The organism is Bradyrhizobium sp. 17 (genome assembly GCF_023073515.1).
In the GTDB taxonomy this organism is placed as follows: domain Bacteria; phylum Pseudomonadota; class Alphaproteobacteria; order Rhizobiales; family Xanthobacteraceae; genus Bradyrhizobium; species Bradyrhizobium canariense_D.
In genome coordinates this window covers 39,892-62,160 of record NZ_JADPJQ010000109.1, presented here as the reverse complement: position 1 = coordinate 62,160, position 22,269 = coordinate 39,892, and the positions used below count along the sequence as shown (strand labels likewise).

The window sequence follows — 22,269 nt, the reverse complement described above, 5'->3', positions numbered from 1 at the left end:
GAGCACCGCAGCGGCTGCCGCGGCGCCTGGATCATTAGCTGATGATCTCATCACGGCGCAATTCCGCAATGCTTGCCGCGGAAAGGCCCATTTCCATCAGGACATCGTCGGTATGTTGCCCGAGTGTGGGCGGCGGCAAGCCGGGAGCGCGCTCCTCTCCGACGAATGTCACGGGATGGCCGACGCAATTCAGGCGGCCAGCCGCGGGATGATCGTACTGCATGATCAGCTTGTCCGCCTTCGTATGCGGATGATCCAGAAGCTGGGCAAGCGTATTGATCGGTGAACAGGGAATGCCGACCTCATTCAGCGCCTCGTTCCAGTGCGCAACGGTGTTGGTGGTGATCACCGATTGCACATGCTGAAGGGTCTCGGCGCGATGCTTGACCCGCTCCGCATTGGTCCGGAATTTCGGGTCATCCACGATCGCATTCAGGCCGGCAACGCCGCAGAATTTGCGCCACAGATTGTCGTTGGCCACTCCGATCATGATCGGTCCGTCCGAAGCCTCAAACGCCTGGTATGGGCATAGCGACTCATGGCTGGAGCCACACTTTGCGGGTTGCGTCCCCCGCTCCCAAAAGGTCTGGAGATTGTAGCCCAAAATCCCAAGCGCAGTATCGAACAGCGACACCTGGATCGACCCGCCCTTGCCCGACTTCTCACGCGCAAACAGCGAGGCCAGGATTCCGCTGAAGGCATGCACGCCTGTCATCTGATCGATCGGGGAAATGGGGCTGCGGATATAGCCGCCGCCCTCGTCGCCGGTCATCGACATGATGCCGCCGAAGGCCTGCAGGATCACATCGTATCCGGGAGAGTTCTTGAGAGGTCCAGTCCGGCCGAACCCGGAGATGCTGCAATGGACCAGCCGGTCGTTGAGCGCGCAAAGGCTCGCGGCATCGATGCCCAGCCGCTCGGCAACGCCGGTGCCGAAGCTTTCAATGGCGACGTCGGAGGATCGCGCGAGCTCGTGCACGAGCTTCCGCCCCTTGTCCGACTTCATGTTGATCGCGATGCTTCGCTTGTTGCGATTGGCACTCAGAAACACCGTGCCAAGGCCGGGCGCGGGAAAGGGCGGCCAGCCGCGCGTCTCATCTCCCTGCCCCACCGCTTCGACCTTGATGATCTCGGCGCCGAGATCGCCGAGATATTGCGCACAGAGCGGACCGGCGAGCACCTTCGAAAGATCGAGAACCTTGATACCGTCAAGAGGTTTTGCCACGATGTCTCTCCTTGCCGAAGGCGCAACTAGTTCAGCCCGGCGGCGAACAATCCGCCGAGATAGGCGGGAAAGCCCGCCTGCGTGACCAGGACATAGTCGGCGGCCCGCCGCTCTGTCTCGTCAAGCCTTGTGCGCCAGTCCGCGGCTGCGGCCTCGGCGTCCGCCAGCCGCGCGCGCAAAAGGTCCTTGCCCCAGGTTCTCGGCTCATCGTCGTGCCAATAGACGGCATCAGCGATACGGCCGTCGAAGTCAGCCCGGCGCGGCTGCTCGCCGCGGAAACCTGCACGCGCAAAGGCATCGGAGAGCTCCTTGCCGCGCTCGGAATGAGCACCAAGCACTTTCGAGATCGCGGCGACAGCTTCCGTGATCTGGGGATTCATGCCCTTCTTCTTCAGCCGCTCATAATCGAGCCTTCCAAGAAACAGCGTCCGGATCATGTTGCGAGGCTCCCGCCGCTGGATCAGCTTTGCAAAGATCTGCATCTCGGTCCGGATCGCGCAATCAAAGTCCTGCGAAAGGCCTTGCTCGACGCAGTCGAGAATGGCCGATGGTGCCGGATAGTGGCCGAGCGTCTCTGCCAACATTTTTCTCCGGCTCGCACCGATGATTGCCGCGACGCGCGATGTGTCAGCCGCATGCCAGTCCGGCCGGTCCCACGGCTGTTTGGCCGCCGGTTGCGACAAGACCCAGCGCTCGGCGGCGGCCATCTCTTCGCCCGGTCCCACCAATTCATCCGCAAGTCCAGCCGCAAGGGCCGCCTGCCCTCCGATGCGTGCGCCGTCGAGCAGCACCGGCAGCGCAGCCTCAATCCCGATCAAGCGCGGCAACCGCTGGGTTCCGCCACCGCCCGGCAGCAAGCCGACCAGCGACTCCGGAAGGCCGAACGTCGCCTGCGGGCGGTCGGCGATCACCCTATGATGTGCGGCAAGAGCGAACTCGCAGCCACCGCCCAGGGCAAGGCCAGCAACCGCCACCGCAACGGGCTTGCCGGCAGTCTCGAGCCGGCGCAGACCGTGGCTGAGCCGGAAGAAATGATCGAAAGCGAGACGATCGCGTTCGGCGGATGGCGCCGCCATGATCATGTCATAGGCGGTCTCGAGCTCAGCGAGATCCGCGCCGGCGCAGAACGCCGTGGGCTTGCCGGAGCTGATCACGACGCCGATCACTTCGCTTTGCTTGAGCCAGTCTGCGAACAGGCCAACTTCGTCGATCGCGGCGTTCGAGAACACGTTCATCGAGCGGTCGGGCATGTCGAAGATCAGGTGCAGGACGCCGTTCGTCGACATCTCGATTCGAAATTGCTTCAGCTGCGCTCCGATCGCCATCGCTCCCTCCTCCCACAACAGTTCGTTGGTGTACGATCGTACTTGCCTTCGCCGGCTTTCAGGTTGTATACCCAAGCCTAATACTGTACACTAGCAAACTAAATCAGACGGGACGCTTTTTGACAATGATCGACCGCACGATCTTTCGCGAAGAACATGAGATTTTCCGGCAGACGGTACGTCGCTTCGTCGACCGCGAGATCGTTCCCTTCCACGCCCAATGGGAAGAGGACGGTATTGTTCCGCGGGATCTCTGGCTGAAGGCCGGCGCCGCCGGCCTCTTGTGCTGCACCGTGCCCGAGGAATATGGCGGCATGGGCCTCGACTACCTCTTCGATGTGGTCGTGTTCGAGGAGCTCTGGCGCGCCGGCGCGAGCGGCCCCGGCTTTCTCATCCATACCGACCTCGTCGCGACCTATCTGCTGTCGTTCGGCAGCGAGGCGCAAAAGCGCAAATGGCTGCCCAAGATGGTGTCAGGCGAAGCCATCGGTTCGCTCGGCATGACCGAACCCCATGCCGGCAGCGATCTCAAGGCGATCCGGACCCGCGCTTCGCGTGACGGCGATGACTTCGTGATCAACGGCCAGAAGGTCTTCATTTCCAATGGCCAGCTTTGCGACTTCATCGTGCTGGCGACCAAGACCGACAGCCAGGCTGGCGCCAAGGGCGTGACCTTGTTCATCGTCGAGAGCAGCCGGGACGGCTTCAAGCGCGGCCGGAATCTGGAAAAGCTCGGCATGAAGGCGCAAGATACGTCCGAGCTATTCTTCGACAATGTCCGCATTCCCGTCAGCAACATGCTGGGCGCAGAAGGCAGGGGCTTTGCGCAGATGATGACCAAACTGTCGCAGGAGCGCCTGGCGCAGGCCATTCGCTCCGCGACCGTCACCGAGACCGTGATCGACTGGACGCTGCAATATACCTCCGAACGCAGCGCGTTCGGCCAGAAGCTCGCCGATTTCCAGAACACGCAGTTCAAGCTCGCCGAGCTCAAGACCAAAGCGACCGTCGCCCGCGTCTTCACCGACAAGTGCATTGCCCTGTTCATGGAGGGCAAGCTCGACCCCGTCGACGCGGCAATGGCCAAGATGTTTACATCCGAGCTGCACTGCGAGGCGGTCGACGAATGCCTCCAGCTGTTCGGCGGATGGGGCTATATGTGGGAATATCCGATCGCCAGGGCCTATGCCGACGCACGGGTGGTGAAAATCGCCGGCGGATCGATCGAGATCATGAAGACGATCATTGCGCGGCAGATGTATTCTCAGCGCGGGTATGACATTCAGAAGAACGGGTCCGCCTCATAGGCCTTCCCATCTCCTTCGAGGCATCGAAGGGCGCCGGCAAAAATATAAACGACGAGGGAGATCAGCATTGAAGGGCCTATCTGGCAAAGTTGCCGTCGTGACCGGCGGCGGACAGGGCATCGGACGAGGATTGACGCTGCGGCTCGCTGAAGAAGGCTGCAAGATCGCGATCTTCGACATCAATCCGCAAGGCGGCGAAGAAACCGCAAAGCTCGCGCCGCAGGCGGTCATCAAGACCTACGCGGTCGACGTGGGAGAAGCCGCTTCCGTCGAGGCGGCGGTTGGCAAGGTCGAAGCCGAGCTCGGTCCGATCTGGCTCCTGGTCAACAATGCCGGCTGGGACCGTCCGATGCCGTTCCTGAAGACCGACAAGGAGCTTTGGGACAAGATCATCCGGATCAATCTCTATGGACCGCTCAACACCCACAAGGCGATTGCGCCCTTGATGGCCGAGCGCGGCGGCGGCCGCATCGTCAATATCGCCTCCGACGCCGCGCGCGTCGGCACCAGCGACGAAGCCGTCTATTCCGCCTGCAAGGGCGGGTTGATCTCCTTCACCAAGTCGCTGGCGCGCGAGCTGGCACGCAAGAACGTCCTTCTCAACGCCGTCTGCCCCGGCCCGACCAACACGCCGATGATGGCGTCGGTCCTTGGCGAAGGCGAGCACGCCGTGAAATGGAAGGACGCCATGGTCCGGGGCATTCCGCTGAAGCGGATGGGCGAGCCGGACGACTACGGCGGGATCGTCGCGATGCTTGCTTCCGACGACGGCAAATTCATCACCGGGCAAACCATTTCCGTCTCCGGCGGAATGAACATGATCTAAATCGCGCCAAGAAACGCCAAGGAAACGTCATGACCGACCCCAAGCAATTCACCGACGTCATCTATGAAGTCCGCGACCGCGCCGCGTGGATCATCATCAACCGGCCCAAGGTCTACAACGCCTTCCGCGGCCAGACGCTCGAGGAGCTCATCCAGGCCTTCCACCTCGCCGCCAACGACCGGCAGGTCGCGAGCATCGTCTTGACCGGTGCGGGCGAGAAGGCGTTCTGCACCGGCGGCGATCAATCCGCGCATGAGGGCCAGTATGACGGCCGTGGCGTGGTCGGCCTGCCGATCGACGAAATCCAGGGCTTGATCCGCGACGTGCCGAAGCCGGTGATCGCACGCGTCAACGGTTTTGCAATCGGCGGCGGCAACGTGCTCGCAACACTTTGCGATCTCACCATTGCTGCGGATCATGCCCAATTCGGACAAGTCGGCCCCAAAGTCGGCTCGGTCGATGCCGGCTGGGGAACGGCTTTCCTGGCTCGTCACGTCGGCGACAAGAAGGCCCGCGAGATCTGGTTCCTCAACGAGCGTTATAGCGCTGAGCAGGCGCGCGAGATGGGCCTCGTCAACAAGGTGGTGCCCATCGCGCAGCTCGACGCGGCCGTGAAGGACTGGACCGACAAGCTCGCGCAGCGATCGCCGACCGCTATCGCGCTCGCAAAGCGATCCTTCAACGCCGACTCCGACAACATCCGAGGTATCAGCAATTTTGCGCTGCACGCCGTAAAGATGTTCTACGACACGGCGGAGTCGAAGGAAGGCGTCGCGGCCTTCAACGAGAAGCGCGACCCAGACTTCCATAAGTTCACATGACGGCCCATGCGCCGATAGCGATCGCAAACTGAGGGAGCGGCCATGGCGCCCCACAAGGTCATCATCTCCTGCGCCGTCACGGGATCGATCCACACGCCCTCGATGTCACCGCATTTGCCGGTGACATCAGCCGAGATCGCCGAGTCCGCGCTCGGCGCTGCGGCGGCGGGCGCGGCGATCGTGCATCTGCACGCCCGCAATCCCGCCGACGGCAGGCCGGATCAATCGCCGGAAGCCTTCGAGCCGTTCCTGCGCGTCATCAAGCAGAGCTCCAACGTCGTCGTGAATCTGACGACCGGCGGCTCGCCCTACATGACGGTGGAAGAGCGCGTGCGGCCGGCGGCGACCTGGAAGCCGGAGGTCGCAAGCCTCAACATGGGCTCGATGAACTTCGGCCTCTTCCCCATGCTGAAGCGCTACAAATCGTTCAAGCATGACTGGGAGCCGCAGATGCTGGAAGGCTCCCACGACCTCGTCTTCCGCAATTCGTTCAAGGATATCCGCTACGCGCTCGAAACTCTGAACAGTTCCGGCGCACGATACGAGTTCGAATGCTACGACACCAGCCATCTCTATAACCTGCATTATTTCTGGACTGAGGGCCTGGTGAAGGCGCCGCTGTTCATCCAGACCTGTTTTGGGTTGCTCGGCGGCATTGGCTCCCATCCGGACGATGTCATGCACATGAAGCGGACCGCCGATCGGCTGTTCGGCGACAACTACCGCTGGTCAGTACTCGGCGCCGGCCGCGCCCAGATGCAGGTCGCGGCAATGGCGGCGGCGATGGGCGGCAACGTCCGCGTCGGTCTGGAGGACAGTCTGTGGATCGGCGCGGGACGCCTCGCTGAAACCAATGCGGCGCAAGTGACGCAGGTCCGCAAGATTATCGAAGGCCTCGGGCTCGAGATCGCGAGCCCGGACGAAGCACGCGATATCCTCCAGCTCAAGGGCGGCGACAAGGTCGCCTTCTAGGGCTCAACCGACGGCTCGACAGACATGTTGCCAAATCGCCCGGTCTACGACGAAGAACACGCACTCCTGCGCGAAAGCGTCCGTCGCTTCGCCGCGGCGAAGATCGCGCCGCACTTCCAGGAATGGGAAAAGGCCGGGATCATCGATCGCGCGCTGTGGCCGGCGGCGGGCGATGCCGGCCTGCTCTGCCCGCAAGTGCCCGAACAGTATGGCGGCACCGGCGGCGACTTCCGCCACAACGCCGTCGTCATCGAAGAGCTCGCCTATTCCGGCTTTGCCGGGCCAGCGACCGACTTCTCGGTCCATAACGACGTCTGCTGCGGCTATCTCCTGAGCTACGGTACCGAGGAGCAGAAGACAAAGTGGCTGCCGCGGATGGTCTCGGGCGAGATCGTCTGCGCGATCGCGATGACCGAGCCCGGCACCGGCAGCGATCTGCAAGGCATTCGCACGCGCGCGGTTCGGGACGGCGACGACTACGTCATCTCCGGCCAGAAGACCTTCATCTCGAACGGCCAGATGTGCGACCTCGTCATCGCGGTCAGCCGTACCCATCCGGACGGCGGCTCACGCGGCATGAGCCTCATCCTGGTCGAGACCGACCGCCCCGGTTTTCGGCACGGCCGCAACCTCGACAAGCTCGGCCATCTCTCCTCCGACACGTCGGAGCTGTTCTTCGACCAGGTTCGCGTTCCCATGAGCAATCTGCTGGGGTCCGAAGGTGGCGCGATGGGCGCGCTGATGAGTGAGTTGCCGCAGGAGCGCTTGACGATCGCGCTTCACTCGATCGCGTCGGCACAAAAGGCGTTCGACATCACCAAGGCCTACGTGCTTGAGCGCAAGGCATTTGGACAGGCGATCGGAACCTATCAGAACACGCGCTTCAAGTTGGCTGATCTCAAGTCGGACCTCCAGGTCGGCTGGGCCTATGTCGACCAGTGCCTGAGCCAGCACGTCCGTGGTGAGCTCAGCACTTATGCCGCATCGACGGCAAAGCTCTGGGTCACCGAGATGCATGGGCGTCTCGTCGACCAGTGCCTGCAATTCTTCGGCGGCTACGGTTTTATGCGCGAGTACGAAATTTGTCGACTGTTCGCCGATGCGCGGGTGCTGCGCATCTATGGCGGCACGTCGGAGATCATGCGCGAGTTGATCTCGCGCAACCTCTGACGCGCGCCACAGCGTGGCTCAATAGCTCTTCGGCAAATCGAGCACCTTCTCGGCGATGAAACTCAGGATGAGTTGCTCCGTGATCGGCGCGAGTCGGGTGATCGAGACTTCGCGGAATAGCCGCTCGACGTGATACTCCTTGGCATAGCCGAAGCCGCCGTGGGTCATGATGGCCTGCCAGGCCGCATCGTGGCCGGCCCGCGCACCGAGCAATTTGGCGCTGTTGGCTTCGGCACCGCACGGCTTGTCCGAATCGTACAGCCAAGCGGCACGCATCGCCATCAGCCACGCCGACTCCAGATACATCCAGTTCTCGGCGAGAGGATGCTGGATCGATTGATTTTGGCCGATCGGACGGTCGAACACCACGCGCTCCCTGGCATAGCGCGTCGCCCGGCGCAGGGCGTCCTGACCGATGCCGATGGCTTCGGCCGCGATCAGGATCCGTTCGGGATTGAGGCTGTGCAGGATGTAGGAAAAGCCCTTGCCTTCCTCGCCGATCCGGTCGGCCTCGGGAATGAAGAGACCGTCGATGAAGATGGCGTTGGAGTCGACCGCCTTGCGTCCCATCTTCGGGATCCGGCGCACCTCGATCTTCGAACGGTCGAGATCAGTGTAGAAAATGGTGATGCCGTCGGTCGGCCGCTTGCAATCCTCGAACTTGGTGGTTCGGGTCAGGAGCATGATCTTGTTGGCGATCTGCGCCGTTGACGTCCAGACCTTCTGGCCGTGCACGAGATAGCCGCCCGGCACCTTCTCGGCGAAGGTCTTGATGCGCGTGGTGTTCAGCCCGGCGTCCGGCTCGGTGAAACCGAAGCAGCACTGGTCGTCGCCTGCAACCAGCCGCGGCACCCAGCGCCGCTTCTGGTCGTCCGTTCCCTTCACCACGATCGGGTGCGGTCCAAACAGGTTGATATGCACGGCGGATGCTGAGGTCATGCCGCCGCCATGGCTCGCCACCTCGTGCATCATGATCGCGGCCTCGGTGACGCCCAGACCAGAGCCGCCATATTCCTCCGGCATCGTGATGCCGAGCCAGCCGGCATCCGCCATGGCACGGTGGAACGCCCGCGGAAACTCGCCGTCCTCGTCGCGGGCAAGCCAGTACTCGTCGTCGAAACGCGAGACGACGGCACGAACGCCTTCGCGGATCGCGGCGTGATCATCCGGCACATCGAGCTGGTTGGCGAACGACCTATCCATGGGAGATACCTTCCCCAATCGACGCCAGGGTTCTTCGTGCTGCAATCAGATGCGGCATGTCGTACATCTTGCCGTCGATGCCGACGGTCCCGACATCCGGATTCGCCGCGAACGCAGCCACGACGTGGCGTGCATGCTCGATATCAGCGTCCGACGGCGTGAAGGATGCATTGATGGTTGCGACCTGGTCAGGGTGGATCGCGATTCGGCCGACAAATCCGTCCCGTCGCGCGATCTTGCAGCTTTCGGCCAGCCCCTGCTGATCCCTGAAGTCGACGTACAGGGTTTCGAGCGCCGCAGCATCGGCAGCGCCGGCGGCAAACAGGCACTGCGCACGCGCCACCTGATAGGGAAAGGTCCAGCTTCCATCGGCTTCTCGCGGCGTCAGCGCGCCAAGCGCTGCACTCAGATCTTCGCCGCCCCAGGTCATCGCCACGAGGCGTTTGTTCTTGCGCGCATAGCCGTTGAAGCCGATCATCGCGGCCGGCGTCTCGGTTGCCACGACCAGCAGCTTGACGTGACCAGGCGCGACGCCGGTCGCGACCTCCAGCACATCGACATAATGCGAGACGAGATCGACATCCTCGATGCCGTTGACCTTGGGAATCAGGATGCCGTCGAGGCCCGGACGGACCACGGCGGCCAGATCTTCCAGCGTCAGCCCGGTGCCGAACGGATTGATGCGGACCAGGAACGACCAATCCCGGGGCCCTCCGCCCAGCAATTCCTTGACGGCGCCGCGGGCAAAGGCCTTGCGGCCGGGCGCCACGGAGTCCTCCAGATCAAGGATCAGCGCGTCGGAGCCGATCCCATTGGCCTTGACGAACTTGCGTTCACTATCGGCCGGTACAAAGAGCAGCGAACGCAGTTTCATGCCGGCCTCCGCATCATCAGCCCGTTCCTGCGGCAATAGACCACCTCTTCGTCGCGCTGGTTGAAGCCGTGGTGCTCAAAGGTCACGATACCCTGGGTCGGGCGCGATTTGCTCTCGCGCACGGCCACGATCTTGGTCTCGGCGCGGAGCGTGTCGCCGGCAAACACCGGACGCGGAAACCGGGTGTCCTCCATGCCGAGGTTACCGACGGTGGTTCCCAACGTCGTATCCTGCACGGACAGGCCGATGATCAGGCCGAGCGTGAAGATCGAATTCATCAGCGGCTTTCCGAACTCGGTACTCGCAGCATAGTGATGGTCGATATGCACCGCCGCCGGATTGTAGGTCAGCGACGAGAACAGGATGTTGTCCATGTCGGTCACGGTGCGCCGGATTTCATGGACAAAGGTCTGCCCGACCGAAAATTGCTCGAAATAGAGCCCCGCCATTTTGCTTGCCTCTTTATGTCTTGCCGGGATCCCGAGGCTTTCAGCCGGCCGGGACGTCCTTGTCTCCCGCCCGATTTCTACCGTATACTCATATCGTACACAAGCGTACTAACTATGAGGATCGCTCATGGCCCTTCGTGACAATCGGCAGGTGCGGCTCGTGATCCGGCCGCGCGGGATACCGCAAGGCGAGCACTTTTCGGTGGTCACGGAACCGACCGCAACACTCGGCAAGGGCGAGATCCTGATTGCAAATCGCTACCTCTCCGTTGATCCGGCACAACGCGGATGGGCCAATGATGAGGGTAACTATAGCGCACCCGTGCCGCTCGACACGCCGATGCGTGCGCTCGCGGTCGGCGAAATCCTCGAGAGCAACGTACCGGAATATAGCCCCGGTGAGCACGTCTACGGATGGTTTGGCTGGCAGCGCTATTGCGTCGCGACGCGGGAATCGGTGCTGCGCCGCGTCGTTCCATCCAGCCTGCCGCTCAGCGCCAATCTGAGCGTGCTCGGCATGAACGGCATCACCGCCTATCTCGCCTTTCATGGTCTCGGCGATCCCAAACCCGGCGAGCATGTGCTGGTCTCGACGGCAGCCGGCAGCGTCGGAAGCTTTGTCGGCCAGCTCGCGCATATCGCAGGCTGCCGTGCGGTCGGGTTGACCAGCTCGGACGACAAGGCCGCGCTGGCAAAAGCCCGCTACGGCTATCAGGACATGATCAACTACCGCGAGGCGACCGATCTCGGCGCGGCCATTCGCGCGGCGTGTCCTGACGGCAACGACATCTTCTTCGACAACACCGGCGGAGCGATCGCCGACGCCGCCATCCGCACCATGCGACTGCGCGGGCGCGTGATCCAGTGCGGCACCGCAGCCAATGCGTCCTGGACCCCCGTCCCCATCGGTCCGCGTCCCGAGCGCGAAATTCTCACCCGGCGCCTGCGATGGTCCGGCTTTATCATCTTCGATCATCTCGCCGAGTTCGAAGCGGCCGGGGCCCGCCTCGCCGAACTGGCGCTGGCGGGCAAGATCGTCCACGACGAAGAGATCCTGCCGGGTCTCGAATACGCGCCCGGCGCCATCGCGCAACTTTACCGTGGTGAGAACCATGGCAAGCTGATCATCGCGGTCGACTGAGCCGAAGCCAGCTACGCGCTGGCCTTATGCTTCATCACCTCCGGCAGCTTCGCGCGATGGAACCCTTCGAACGGCGCGCTGCGACTGTGCGGCTCGAGCTTCCATGTTGTGCGCGCATTAGGTGTACCGCCGTCGACGCGAAGACAGGAACCGGTGATATAGGCAGCCGCCGGCGACAGCAGGTAGGTGATAGCGGCCGATATCTCCGCTTCCGTTCCAAAGCGTTGCAGCGGCACGCGCTCGGTGAAATCATGCAGCTTCTTCTGCATCTCCGGCGTGTAAGTATCGAAACCGCTCGACACGATGCCGCCGGGCGCGACTGCGTTAACGCGGACACCCGAGCCCGACCATTCGCAGGAGGCCGTCTCGGTCAGGGTCAGCATGCCGCCGCGGGCGGCGGCCGAGTGGCCGAACTCGGGCCAGCCGTGCCAGATGTCGGCGATGATGTTGACGATCGCCCCGCCGTTGGCCTCCATCCAGCGGTTATAGACCTCGCGCATGAAGATGAAGCCGCCGGTCAGATTGTTGCGCACGACCGCCTCGAATCCCTTGGTCGAGATCGTTTTCAACGGCGCGCGAAACTGCCCTCCCGCATTGTTGATCAGGCCATCGATGCGGCCAAATTTGGCGAGCACCGCGTCGATGGCGCCAATCACCATGGTCTCGTCGCGGATGTCGCAGGCATGGGCCATCGCCTTGCCTCCATCCTCTTCGATCTCGCGCTGAACCTCCGCCAGCTTCTCGATCGACCTGCCGAGGATCGCCACGTTGGCGCCGAGGGCGGCGAGTTCATGGGCGGTGCAGCGCCCGATCCCGCTGCCACCGCCGGTGACGATGATCGTCTGCCCCTTGAACAGATCCGGCCTGAACACGGATTGATATGGCATTTGGCGGCTCCCTGAAGGTCTCTGTCGCTGGCTGTTGCGGCCTCATGTCGTATGGTGACATGACGTACGAACCGAGCATTGCGTCCAACGATCGTACACTTTATTACTATATGCCATCAAGACCAATGAAGGATGGGAGCGCATCCGTGAAGCAACCGAAGACCGTCACCATTGAAGGCCGGGGCGCGATCGATATCCTGACGTTGAACCGTCCCGAACAGCTCAATGCTGTTACCCCAGAAATGATCGCTGAGTTGACCGAATACTTTTCTGGACTTCACGATCGGCCGACGACGCGGGTCGTTATCCTGCGCGGGAATGGACGTGAATTCTGCGCCGGCGCAGCACTTGGATCGGACGCGTTTGCAGGACGCGGAAGCGGGCGCCCGCAGCGGCAATTGAAGATACAGCAGAACTACTCCGGCGTTATTCGCCTCATGCGATCTTGCCCACAACCGATTGTCGGGCTTGTCCACGGTGCCGCCTGCGGCGCCGGATTTTCCTTGCTGCTCGCCTGCGACGTCCGCTTTGCCTCGCCAGACGCACGGATGAATGCCGCCTATATCCGCGTCGGCGTTGGCGGCTGCGATATGGGCTCGGGTTACCTCCTACCCCGATTGGTGGGCTTGTCTGTCGCATCGGAGCTATTTCTCACCGGACGATTCCTCAAGGCGGATCGCGCCAAGGCTATTGGCTTGATCAGCGAGGTCGCGCCCGCGGACGAACTGCTCGCAACGGGTCTCGAGTTTGCCTCGGAAATGCTGCGTGTTTCCCCCATGGGGCTGCGAATGACGAAGCAGACACTCAACTTTCTGATCGACGCGCCAGGCCTCGATGCTGCGCTGATGATTGAGGACCGGCAGCAGGTTATCCTCTTGGAAACGGAGGATCACGCGGAGGCCGTCGCCGCGTTTCGCGAGCGACGGGATCCGACTTATTCCGACCAATGACTATTTGGCGTCGGCAAACGCGGTCGCGAACTCGCGCAATTTGAACTTCTGGATCTTGCCACTCGCCGTGCGCGGCAGCTCAGCCACGATTTCGACCCGCTCGGGCCAGAACTGCTTGGCCATCCTGGCTTGGCCCAGATAGCTCTGCACCGCCGCCAGATCGATCGTGCTTCCCGCGCGCGGAACGATGAAGGCACAGCCGCGCTCGCCGAGCCGGGCATCCGGAAAGCCGACGACAGCGACCGCGGATACGGCCGGATGCTTGTAGAGCAGGTTCTCGATCTCGACGACAGGCACGTTCTCGCCACCCCGGACCAGAATGTCCTTCACGCGGCCCGAGATGCGGATGTAGCCGTCCTTGTCCATGTAGGCGAGATCGCCGGAATCGAACCAACCGTCACCGTCGAACGTCGGCAGCTCGGGCCGCTTGTAGTACCCCTTGAACATCTGGGCGCCGCGAACCAGGAGCCGTCCCGACTCCCCTGTCGGCACCGGTTGTCCCTTGGTATCGACGATCCTGACTTCCATTCCGTCCTGCGCCCGCCCATCCGTGTGTGCCGATTTCTCAGCGGCGCGCGCGGGCTCGGTGAGCGTGCCGGACAGAACCTCAGTCATGCCCCACAACGAGCAGACTGTGAGGCTGAGTTCGTCGGCCGCGCGCCCGATCAGGGCGGACGGGATCGGTGCGCCGCCGCACAGGAAGGAACGCAGACTGCTCGGATCGGGGGCTCCGGCCTTGACGGCATCGCAGATGTCGCTGAGGAACGGCGTCGAAGCTGCCGTATAAGTAACGCCTTCGCGGGCCATCAGGTTGACGCCGCGCCTGGCTTCCCAGATGTCCTGAAGGATCATCGTGCCGCCGAGATAGACCGAGAGCAGCACGATCGCGGCGTAGCCCGTCATGTGACCGACCGGAGAGGCAACCAGCAGGACGTCGCCGGCATCGAGTCCGAACCGCCCCGACAGTGCCTTGCAGCAGGCAATCAGCGAATTCGAGGTGTGCATGACGCCCTTGGGCTCACCCGTCGTGCCCGAGGTGAACATCAGCACGGCCATGTCGTCCGGACGCAGCCCTGCTGGAAGCTTGTCGGGCTCGGACGACAGCAGCATCCGCTCAAAGCCGGTCTCGTCCTCGCCGTCAGCGACGACGACGTGCTTGAGATGGGGCAGATCGGAGCGCATGCCTTGCGCCATCGCGGCATAGTCGAACCCCCGGTAGCTCTTCGGTACGATAAAGACCTTCGCCTCGCAGAAATTCAGGATGTAGAGCAGCTCGCGCTCGCGCAGGATTGGCATCACCGGGTTCATAACTGCGCCGATCTTGGCGCAGGCGAATGCCGTGACCACGAATTCCCACCAATTGGGCAGTTGCACGGTTACGACATCGCCGCGGCCAACTCCGAGCCGCAGCAGCGAGCTCGCGGCGCGATCCGCGAGCCTTGCCAGCTCCGCGTAGGTGAACCTTGGCGCCTGTTCGCGATCCGCCCGGTCGGCGACGATCGCGACCTTGTCGGGCGCTCTCGCGGCGGCCTCGGTCAGCAACTGATCGACACTTTTGTCGAGCCAATACCCGGCTTCGCGAAAGCTGGCGTGAGGCGCGTCTCGTAGGGCGGCGGCCACGGTCATTTCTCCCTCCTGCGGTGTCGTCATTTCCGACTTCGCGCCGGATTAATTTCGTTTATCGGTGTACCTCATTGGCGCGTACGATCTGCTGCCAATGGTCAGATTGTCGCTCTGGCGCCACCGCGAGCATCACGTCCCGGTAAACACCGGCTTGCGCTTCTCGATGAAAGCCTTGACGCCTTCCTGCGCGTCCGCCGTTCTCGAAATCGCGGCGAGCGTCTGCGCCTCCTCCTCGAGCTGGCTTTCGAACGATCGATCGTTGGTCTGGGCGAACAGCCGCTTGATCGCACCAAACGCCTCGGTCGGGCCGACGGCGAGCTCCTTCGCGAACCGCGCGGCCTCGGACGGTACTGCATCATCCGGCACGACGAAGTCGACGAGGCCGAGCGACAGCGCCGTCGCGGCATCGAACGTCTCACCGAGCAGGAAAAATCGTCTTGCGCGCGCGACGCCGATCCGGCGTGTGAGCGTCGTGGTCGACCCACTGTCCGGACTGAAGCCGATTTTGGAGAACGCCGCCGATATCCTCGCCGATTCCGCCATCACCACGAGGTCGGCGGCCGCGATCAGCGACACGCTGCCGCCCGCGACATTGCCGTGAACGGCGGCGACGACCGGCGCACGCATCCGGACCATCCTTGCGATTGCGACATGAATGTCGGCGGTCCAGGCCTTAATCGTTTGGGGCAGCGCATCCCCCTGCTTCACCAGCGACGTCAGGTCACCGCCGACGCTGAACAGCCGGCCGCGCGCGGAGAGCAGCACCGCCCGCACATCGGCACGCTCGCTCAATTCCGCGATAGCCAGGCCAAACTCGCGACAGAAATCACCGTCGATTGGATTGCCACGGGTGGGCTGATCCAGAATGATATGGGCTAGACCATCGTCGATGGTACATTCGAAACTCTTTGTCGATATGGCGAGTCCCATCAGCATTTCTCCCTTCACGACAAAGCGCTTGCAGATCTTTCCGTCCGCCAAGGCTCAGATCGACCGTGCCTGCTTTTCCTTTTGCACCGAAGCCTGGATGGCCTCACGCGCACGCTGCCAGTCGGCGGGCGACAGTTTTGACAGCCCTGCAAAGGTGCTGGGCGCGGCCAGATGATGACCGCCATCGATGCTGATCGTATCGCCGGTGATGTAGCTACAGCCATCCGACATCAGGAAGATCACGAGATTGCGCAGCTCGTCCATCTTACCGAAGCGGCGCAGCGGCACGTCGTCCGCCTGCGTCGCGCCGACGCCAGTCTCCGCCAGCGGGTTGAGCTTGTCCCAGGCACCTTCGGTCGGGAATGGTCCGGGTGCGATCGCATTGACGCGAATGTTCTTCGGCCCCCACTCAACCGCGAGCGACATGGTCATGGCATGGACTGCCGCCTTCGCCATGGCCGCCGGCACGACAAACGCCGATCCGGTCCACACCCAGGTGACGAGGTTGCTGATGATCACGCCCGGCAGGCCAGCCGAGATCCACCGCTTGCCGCAGGCAAGCGAGGTGTAGAACGAGCCGTCCATCACGGTCGAGCGCACCGCCTCATAGCCGCGCGGCGACAGCGTCTCGGTCGGCGCGAGGAAATTGGCACCGGCGTTGTTGACAAGGCCCGTGAGCGGACCATCCGCCCATATGCTGGTCATCATCGCTTCGATGCTGTCGGGCTCGCGCACATTGGCGAGCAGCGCGGTCGCCCGCCCTCCCGTTCGCGTGCCGATCTCCTGGGCGGCCTGGTCGAGGATGTCCTTGCGCCGGCCGCAGATGTAGACGTGGGCACCATGAGCGGCGAAGCCGATCGCCATCTCCTTGCCGAGGCCGGTTCCTCCACCCGTAATCAGGATGCGCTTTCCCTTGAGCACGGCGGCGTCGAACATGGGCGGCTCCCTTCCTGCGATCGATTTTCGTTGCGGTCGGCGCTTCCCGGCTGGACAGAGCAAGCGCCGCGCCTGACCGATTTAATACACTAGCGTACTTCTTTTGTAAATCGGTCGACGCCCGCGGCGCCGGAGCGCCGTTTCCACGCCCATTTCATAGCCTTCCCTTTAAAATACGCTGGTGTATGGTATTAGTCGAGCGTCCGGCCCTGACTCGGCCTTAAGGGAAACATCGATGGTTGAACTGCCCGATTGGGATCTGCGTCTCGGATATCTCATCCACGACGTGTCGCGGCTCAGGAGGATGATGTTCGACCGCGCGCTGGCGCCGCTCGGGATCACTCGCTCGCAATGGTGGGTGCTGGCGTTCATCTCCCGCAAGGACGGCCTTCCCCAGGTGCAGCTCGCCAACGAGCTCGATGTCGGCAAGGTCGCCGTCGGAGCCCTGATTGACCGCCTGGAGTCGTCCGGCTTTGTGATACGCCAGGCCGACCCCGTCGACCGGCGGGTCAAGCGCGTCTATGTGACCAAGCAAGCGCGCGGCTTCCTGGAGAAGCTCCGCAAAGAGACTGACAAATTCAACGCCAGGATCGTCAACGGGATCGACCGGAAGCAGCTCGAGGCAGCCTCCGACGCGCTGCTCGCCATGAAGCACAACCTCCTCGCCATGTCGGGAGGTACGGAGACCGACGGCGAAGCGGACGTGGAGGAGGATGCGCAGCCATCCAAGACCCGGAAAAAGCGGCGGGCGGCGGCCTGAAGCCCGCCACCCGCCCGAGGTGCTCCGGGAGGAGTCCGTGGACGTCTCATGATACGATGTCGCGCCCCCAGATGTCGGCGTTGGGGCGAGCTTTCCGCATCAATTCCATGACCTGAGGGCCGAGTTCGTTGGGATCTTCGACCGGGTCGATTCCCGGGCCGGCATGCCAACCCTCGGCAACCTTGAGAATCCCGTCACCGGCCTCAAATACGCGGCCGGTCACATCCTGTGATTCCTCACTGGCAAGCCAGACCACGACCGGGGCGACCCAACGCGGGTTGCGTCGCTTGAGCTCCTCCTCGGTGCGCTCTCTCAGTCCCTCTGTCATCCGCGTCTGCGCCCGCGGCGCGATGGCGTTGACCGTGATGCCGTACTGCCGAAGCTCCGTGGCGCTGATGATGGTGAATGCGGCGATGCCCGCTTTGGCAGCCCCGTAGTTGCTCTGGCCGACATTGCCGAACAACCCGGAAGCCGACGAGGTGTTGATCAGGCGGGCGCGGATCGGCGCACCGCGCGTCTTTGCCTCCTGCCGCCAGTATTGCGCGGCATGGTGCGACGGCGCGAAGGTGCCCTTGAGATGCACCTTGATCACCTCGTCCCACTCAGCCTCGGTCATGTTGACCATCATGCGGTCACGCAGGATGCCGGCGTTGTTGATGAGGACGTCGAGCCGGCCGAATGTGTTGATCGCGTCGTCGATCAGCGCCTTGGCGCCGGCCCAGTCGCTGACGTCATTGCCGTTCACAATGGCTTCGCCGCCATTGCGCTTGATGTCGCCGACGACCTGCTGCGCCGGTGAAAGATCGGCGCCCTCTCCCGCGGCCGTGCTGCCGAGGTCGTTGACGACCACCTTGGCGCCCTGCTCCGCCAGCATCAGCGCGTATTCGCGCCCGAGCCCGCGGCCGCCTCCCGTGACGATCGCGACCCGTCCGGCACATAGTCCTCCCATGTCTCGTCTCCTCTCTAGTTTTTCGCGTCGCCGCTCATAACGTCGCCGAACAGATGCCAATTCGTCCCTTCGAAGCGCATCAACTGCCATTGCTTGACCGGTGCGAAATCGCCCGGCGAGGTGTTGAGGCGGATACCGGGAAGCAGCATCCCCAATTCGACGTCCTTCAGATTGGCGGCGTGCCGCATCACGCTGTCGCGCGTGAGATCGTCGCCGCATTGCCTCAGGAGGTAAACCAGTGCTTGCGCCGTGTTGTAACCGTTCACGATCAGCGTATCGCTGCGATCGGCGGCTGGAAAATAACCATTCAGGAATCCGCTGAGATCGTTGAGGCCGGGATCGCCCCTCCAGGTGGGATCATTTGGATCCTTGAAATAGGCCGCCGAGATTAAGCCCTGCGCGTTCTCGAATCCTGCGGGCTTGATCACGCTGCCGATCGAGGCCGAGACGTAGCTCAGAAGGTGCAGCGGCTTCCAGCCGAGCTCCGACACTTTCTTGATCGCCTGCGCCGCAAATTTCGGCGTCGCAATGTCGAACAATACGTCCGCGCCGGTCGATCGCAGCTTGACCAGATGGGAGTCGATCGTCGGCTCCGACACGTCGAACGCCTCTTCCGCCACGATCATTGACGCGGCCTTGTCGCCGAGGCCCCGCTTGATCCCCTTGAGATAATCTTTCCCGAAGTCATCGTTCTGAAACAGGATCGCCACCTTCGCGCCGGGACGCTGCTCCAGCACAAATTTGGCATAGATGAAACCTTCGGTTTCGTAGCTCGGGGTGAATCCCATCGTCCATGGAAAATTCTGCGGATCGTTCCACTTGGCCGCCCCGCTCGATACGAAGAGCTGCGGCACTTTCCTGGCGTTGAGATATTTTTGTACGGCCGAGTTGGCTGCGGTGCCCATCGCGTTGAAAACCAGCAGAACCTCGTCGCTCTCGACCAGCCGCCGCGTCTGCTCGACCGTCTTCGGCGGCGAATAGGCGTCGTCATAGGATAAGAAGACGAGGCGCCGCCCATTGATGCCGCCCTCCGCATTGATCTTGCGGAAATAGGCCTCCTCGGTCTTGGCGACCATGCTGAAGGCGGAGGCCGGACCGCTATAGGGCGACGTGTTGCCGATCCTGATCTCGGTGTCGCTGACGCCCGGGCCGTATTTCTTCTCGCCGGCCGCAGCTTGTGTCGCGAGCACGCCGGCGAGGATCAGCGCGGTGACCCACGCAACACCGCGACTGCCGACTCCTCGCGAGGTCCAATGGCCCGATCGGCCAGCGCTGCAAACCACGGCGTCACTCCCCGTCGGCACACCCGGCGCCGACCCTTCTATTTCGTACACTTGTGTACTATATGATAGAACATCTTTGCAACCGCCATTGGCGCAATCGCGAACGGTCGCGGCGGTACGCGCGCTGAGCACAGTTAGGGAGGACGCCTTGAACCTCGAAGCCGTCAGGAATTTCCGCTTTGAACCCGTCACTCACAGTTATTCTCGCCGTGACACGATGCTGTACGCGCTGGGTCTCGGATATGGCTGCGAACCGCTCGACCCGGCGCAGCTCAATTTCGTCTACGAGTCTGATCTGCACGCGGTCCCTTCGATGTGCTGCGTGCTGGCGCATCCCGGCTTCTGGGCCAAACGGCCGGAGCTCGGCATCGATTGGCTCAGACTGCTGCATGGCGAGCAAAGCTTCGAGATCCATCATCCAATTCCGCCGGAAGGAACGGTCACGGCCAGCTACGAGATCGCAGCGGTGGCGGACAAGGGCACCGGCAAAGGCGCCATTCTTCACCTCGTCAAGACGCTCAACGACGCTATCGCAGGCGAGAAGCTGGCAACCATCCGCAGCGTGCTGTTCCTGCGTGGAGACGGCGGCTGCGGCAGCTTCGGCACTGTTCCGACCGAGGCCAGCGCCCTTCCCGAACAAACACCCTCGCAAACCCTGGACATCGCCACGCTGCCGCAAAGCGCGCTGATCTACCGGCTGAGCGGCGACTACAATCCGATTCACGCTGATCCCGAGGCTGCCGCGAAGGCCGGCTTTGAACGACCGATCCTGCACGGCCTGTGCACGCTCGGCATCGCGACGCGCGCGGTTCTCGCAACACTCCTCAATGGCAGGCCCGATCATCTCAGATCGCTGTCGGTCCGCTTCAGCCGTCCGGTGTTTCCAGGCGACAGGATCCGCACGGAGTTCTTCGCCATCGGCGGCCAGATCCGTTTCCGCTCCCGGGTGGTCGAACGCGATGTCGTGGTGCTTGATCGCGGTACGATAGCCCTCCGCGATTGAGTTATTTCTTCTCGATCTTCGCAATCTCGACGATTTCGGCCCAACGCCGCGTGTCGGCTTCCTCGAACTTTCCGAGTTCATCGGGACCGGCCGGAAACGGCTTGGCGCCAACAGACTCCAGATAAACCACGGTGTCCTTGTTGTTGACGAAGCCGAGCACGACCTGACCGAGCTTTGTGACGATATCGGAAGGCGTCCCGGATCGCACAAGGACTCCGACCCAGGCGCTCAGCTCTGCCCCGAACAGGCCGGCCTGCGCGAGCGTCGGGACATCGGGCAGGCCCGCAAGCCGCTCGCTACTCGTCACCGCGAGCACCCGCAACCGGCCATCCTGGATCAGACCCTGCGCACTGGCGGGATCGGCGAACACGCAATCGACCTCGCCCGCCAGCACATCCGTCAGCGCCTGCGGCATGCCACGGTACGGGACATGCTGCATCTCAATGCCGGCGCGGGAACGAAACAGTTCCGCGGCCCCCCGGCTCGACGTGTTGCCGCTGCCGAACGAAAGCGGCTTTTGCCGCGACTTCGCCAGGGTGATGAATTCGGCAACGGTCTTCGCCGGAAACTCCGGTTTCACCGCCAGCATCATCGGAATGGTCATGATCCCGGCCACCGGCGCAAAGTCCGCCTTGGGATCGTAGGGCATGGCGTTGAACAGGTTGATGTTGGCCGCTTGGGTCGAGTTCGTGGTGACAAAGACGGTATAGCCGTCGGCATCCGCCTTCAAAACCGCGAGCGCAGCAAGATTGCCGTCGGCGCCGGGCTTGTTCTCGACCAGAACCGTCACGCCTGTCTCGATGCGAATGCTTTCGGCCAGGCGCCGCGTCACGGCATCCGTCGCGCTGCCCGCAGGGAACGGCACGATCAGGTTGATGCGGCGCGACGGGTAGGATTCCGCCGACGCCTGCCGCCAATCCACCGTTCCGGTCAATGCGGCAACAAGCCATATCGCGATTGCAATGCGAAGCCGCATGGATACTCCCGAAAGCCGAGACGCTTGACGTTTCCACGCTGCGGTCCGGCACGAACCGCAGTCCCGATTTGTTCTTATCGTACTCTAATTTACTATTTCTGAGAACATTCGTTTGCAGGCCGAGCGCCGGCGTCCCGGTGCGCCGCGTTGCAGTCGACCTCCGAAGACCGATCTACCCGCACGGTTCCGACTCGCCGCTGGTCCGGCTCAGCTCGACACGATCGATCAAGGCAAAGGGCTCATCATCGATCTCAAGGTCCACCGCAAAATGCATGGGATCGGCATGGCCAGAGATCACATTTGGGAAATGCCAGCTCGCGGTGACCAGGATTTCCTCTCCGGCAAGCACCGCGATCTTCAGCGGATGTCGTGTGCCGACGCCACGCGCGCTCTGGTAGCCGTCGGCGATGCAGTAGAGTTCGAGCCGCACCTTGTTCTCGGCCAGGCGCTGAACCGACAGCTCGATCTCGCAAAATCCAAAGGCGGGATCATCTTGGGAGCCCTCGGCGTAGAAATAGAACGCGCCGATCTTGCCATGCGAGCACGGACCGAGCTTGCGGTCCTTCGGCACCTGCGGATCCGGCCGCGCCGGCGTGCGCGGCGGCAACGGTCCGAGCGAGCAGAACTGGCGATAGGAATAGCAGCTTCCCAATGTTCCC

The 22,269-nt window shown here is 62.8% G+C and carries 22 protein-coding genes; 9 read left to right on the top strand and 13 right to left on the bottom strand.

What is annotated here, in order from left to right; translation table 11 throughout:
• Window positions 1-34: 34 nt before the first annotated feature.
• Together IVB13_RS22360 and IVB13_RS22355 are read right to left on the bottom strand one after the other, a co-directional pair.
• Complete coding sequence (locus IVB13_RS22360; RefSeq protein ID WP_247490556.1) at window positions 35-1,225, bottom strand: CoA transferase; 1,191 nt, start codon at window positions 1,223-1,225, stop codon at window positions 35-37.
• A gap of 26 nt (window positions 1,226-1,251) precedes the next feature.
• Window positions 1,252-2,550, bottom strand: a complete 1,299-nt coding sequence (locus IVB13_RS22355) for an enoyl-CoA hydratase-related protein (protein ID WP_247490554.1) — start codon at window positions 2,548-2,550, stop codon at window positions 1,252-1,254.
• Between the two features lie 125 nt (window positions 2,551-2,675).
• On the opposite strand from IVB13_RS22355, the gene IVB13_RS22350 reads away from it, so the two are divergent.
• The 5 genes from IVB13_RS22350 to IVB13_RS22330 all read left to right on the top strand — a co-directional run bounded on the left by IVB13_RS22350 (window position 2,676) and on the right by IVB13_RS22330 (window position 7,646).
• Window positions 2,676-3,857 carry an acyl-CoA dehydrogenase family protein gene (locus IVB13_RS22350; RefSeq protein WP_247490552.1) on the top strand — a complete coding sequence of 394 codons (1,182 nt, stop codon included), beginning with the start codon at window positions 2,676-2,678 and terminating at the stop codon, window positions 3,855-3,857.
• A gap of 67 nt (window positions 3,858-3,924) precedes the next feature.
• On the top strand, window positions 3,925-4,683 hold the full coding sequence (locus tag IVB13_RS22345) for an SDR family oxidoreductase (RefSeq protein WP_247490551.1): 759 nt from the start codon (window positions 3,925-3,927) through the stop codon (window positions 4,681-4,683).
• A gap of 29 nt (window positions 4,684-4,712) precedes the next feature.
• Window positions 4,713-5,504, top strand: coding sequence for an enoyl-CoA hydratase-related protein (locus tag IVB13_RS22340; RefSeq protein ID WP_247490549.1), 792 nt, complete (start codon window positions 4,713-4,715; stop codon window positions 5,502-5,504).
• Window positions 5,505-5,546: 42 nt separating this feature from the next.
• Window positions 5,547-6,476, top strand: a complete 930-nt coding sequence (locus IVB13_RS22335) for a 3-keto-5-aminohexanoate cleavage protein (protein ID WP_247490547.1) — start codon at window positions 5,547-5,549, stop codon at window positions 6,474-6,476.
• Window positions 6,477-6,500: 24 nt separating this feature from the next.
• A complete protein-coding gene (locus tag IVB13_RS22330; protein ID WP_247490544.1) occupies window positions 6,501-7,646 on the top strand; it encodes an acyl-CoA dehydrogenase family protein in 1,146 nt (381 codons plus the stop codon).
• An 18-nt stretch (window positions 7,647-7,664) separates the two neighbouring features.
• Here the strand turns inward: IVB13_RS22330 and IVB13_RS22325 are convergent, their stop codons facing one another.
• From IVB13_RS22325 to IVB13_RS22315, 3 genes are read right to left on the bottom strand one after another with little or no spacing between them, the layout of a single operon-like run.
• Window positions 7,665-8,849 carry an acyl-CoA dehydrogenase family protein gene (locus tag IVB13_RS22325; protein ID WP_247490542.1) on the bottom strand — a complete coding sequence of 395 codons (1,185 nt, stop codon included), beginning with the start codon at window positions 8,847-8,849 and terminating at the stop codon, window positions 7,665-7,667.
• Entirely contained in the window at window positions 8,842-9,723 is an 882-nt protein-coding gene (locus tag IVB13_RS22320) for a CoA ester lyase (protein WP_247490540.1), read from the bottom strand. Before IVB13_RS22320 ends, IVB13_RS22325 begins: the two co-directional genes overlap by 8 nt.
• Window positions 9,720-10,172, bottom strand: a complete 453-nt coding sequence (locus IVB13_RS22315) for a MaoC family dehydratase (protein WP_247490539.1) — start codon at window positions 10,170-10,172, stop codon at window positions 9,720-9,722. The genes IVB13_RS22320 and IVB13_RS22315 overlap by 4 nt, the downstream gene beginning before the upstream one ends.
• A 127-nt stretch (window positions 10,173-10,299) precedes the next feature.
• Between IVB13_RS22315 and IVB13_RS22310 the strand changes: the two genes are divergently transcribed.
• Window positions 10,300-11,313 (top strand): NADP-dependent oxidoreductase, encoded by a 1,014-nt coding sequence (locus tag IVB13_RS22310; protein ID WP_247490538.1) that lies wholly within the window; start codon window positions 10,300-10,302, stop codon window positions 11,311-11,313.
• A gap of 11 nt (window positions 11,314-11,324) precedes the next feature.
• On the opposite strand, the gene IVB13_RS22305 is transcribed toward IVB13_RS22310, so the two are convergent.
• Entirely contained in the window at window positions 11,325-12,200 is an 876-nt protein-coding gene (locus IVB13_RS22305) for an SDR family oxidoreductase (RefSeq protein WP_247490537.1), read from the bottom strand.
• 146 nt (window positions 12,201-12,346) lie between these two features.
• On the opposite strand from IVB13_RS22305, the gene IVB13_RS22300 reads away from it, so the two are divergent.
• Window positions 12,347-13,150: an enoyl-CoA hydratase/isomerase family protein gene (locus tag IVB13_RS22300; protein WP_247490536.1), complete on the top strand. Its 804-nt coding sequence runs from the start codon at window positions 12,347-12,349 to the stop codon at window positions 13,148-13,150.
• Here IVB13_RS22300 and IVB13_RS22295 read toward each other — a convergent pair whose 3' ends face one another.
• The 3 genes from IVB13_RS22295 to IVB13_RS22285 form a co-directional block, all read right to left on the bottom strand.
• On the bottom strand, window positions 13,151-14,776 hold the full coding sequence (locus tag IVB13_RS22295) for an AMP-binding protein (protein WP_247490534.1): 1,626 nt from the start codon (window positions 14,774-14,776) through the stop codon (window positions 13,151-13,153). It abuts the gene before it with no gap.
• Window positions 14,777-14,902: 126 nt separating this feature from the next.
• The gene (locus tag IVB13_RS22290) at window positions 14,903-15,703 is read right to left on the bottom strand and encodes an enoyl-CoA hydratase-related protein (protein WP_247490532.1); all 801 of its coding nucleotides are present in this window, start codon (window positions 15,701-15,703) and stop codon (window positions 14,903-14,905) included.
• 54 nt (window positions 15,704-15,757) lie between these two features.
• Complete coding sequence (locus IVB13_RS22285; protein ID WP_247490529.1) at window positions 15,758-16,639, bottom strand: SDR family oxidoreductase; 882 nt, start codon at window positions 16,637-16,639, stop codon at window positions 15,758-15,760.
• A gap of 235 nt (window positions 16,640-16,874) precedes the next feature.
• On the opposite strand from IVB13_RS22285, the gene IVB13_RS22280 reads away from it, so the two are divergent.
• Window positions 16,875-17,399 (top strand): MarR family transcriptional regulator, encoded by a 525-nt coding sequence (locus IVB13_RS22280; RefSeq protein ID WP_247389993.1) that lies wholly within the window; start codon window positions 16,875-16,877, stop codon window positions 17,397-17,399.
• A gap of 46 nt (window positions 17,400-17,445) precedes the next feature.
• Here IVB13_RS22280 and IVB13_RS22275 read toward each other — a convergent pair whose 3' ends face one another.
• A complete protein-coding gene (locus tag IVB13_RS22275; RefSeq protein WP_247490527.1) occupies window positions 17,446-18,348 on the bottom strand; it encodes an SDR family oxidoreductase in 903 nt (300 codons plus the stop codon).
• A gap of 14 nt (window positions 18,349-18,362) precedes the next feature.
• Window positions 18,363-19,553, bottom strand: coding sequence for an ABC transporter substrate-binding protein (locus IVB13_RS22270; protein WP_247490642.1), 1,191 nt, complete (start codon window positions 19,551-19,553; stop codon window positions 18,363-18,365).
• A 226-nt stretch (window positions 19,554-19,779) separates the two neighbouring features.
• Here IVB13_RS22270 and IVB13_RS22265 point away from each other — a divergent pair, with 226 nt between their 5' ends.
• Entirely contained in the window at window positions 19,780-20,634 is an 855-nt protein-coding gene (locus IVB13_RS22265) for a MaoC/PaaZ C-terminal domain-containing protein (protein ID WP_247490525.1), read from the top strand.
• A gap of 1 nt (window position 20,635) precedes the next feature.
• Here IVB13_RS22265 and IVB13_RS22260 read toward each other — a convergent pair whose 3' ends face one another.
• Both IVB13_RS22260 and IVB13_RS22255 read right to left on the bottom strand, forming a co-directional pair.
• Entirely contained in the window at window positions 20,636-21,610 is a 975-nt protein-coding gene (locus IVB13_RS22260) for a tripartite tricarboxylate transporter substrate binding protein (protein WP_247490524.1), read from the bottom strand.
• Between the two features lie 172 nt (window positions 21,611-21,782).
• Window positions 21,783-22,262, bottom strand: a complete 480-nt coding sequence (locus tag IVB13_RS22255) for a hypothetical protein (protein WP_247490522.1) — start codon at window positions 22,260-22,262, stop codon at window positions 21,783-21,785.
• Window positions 22,263-22,269 lie beyond the last annotated feature (7 nt).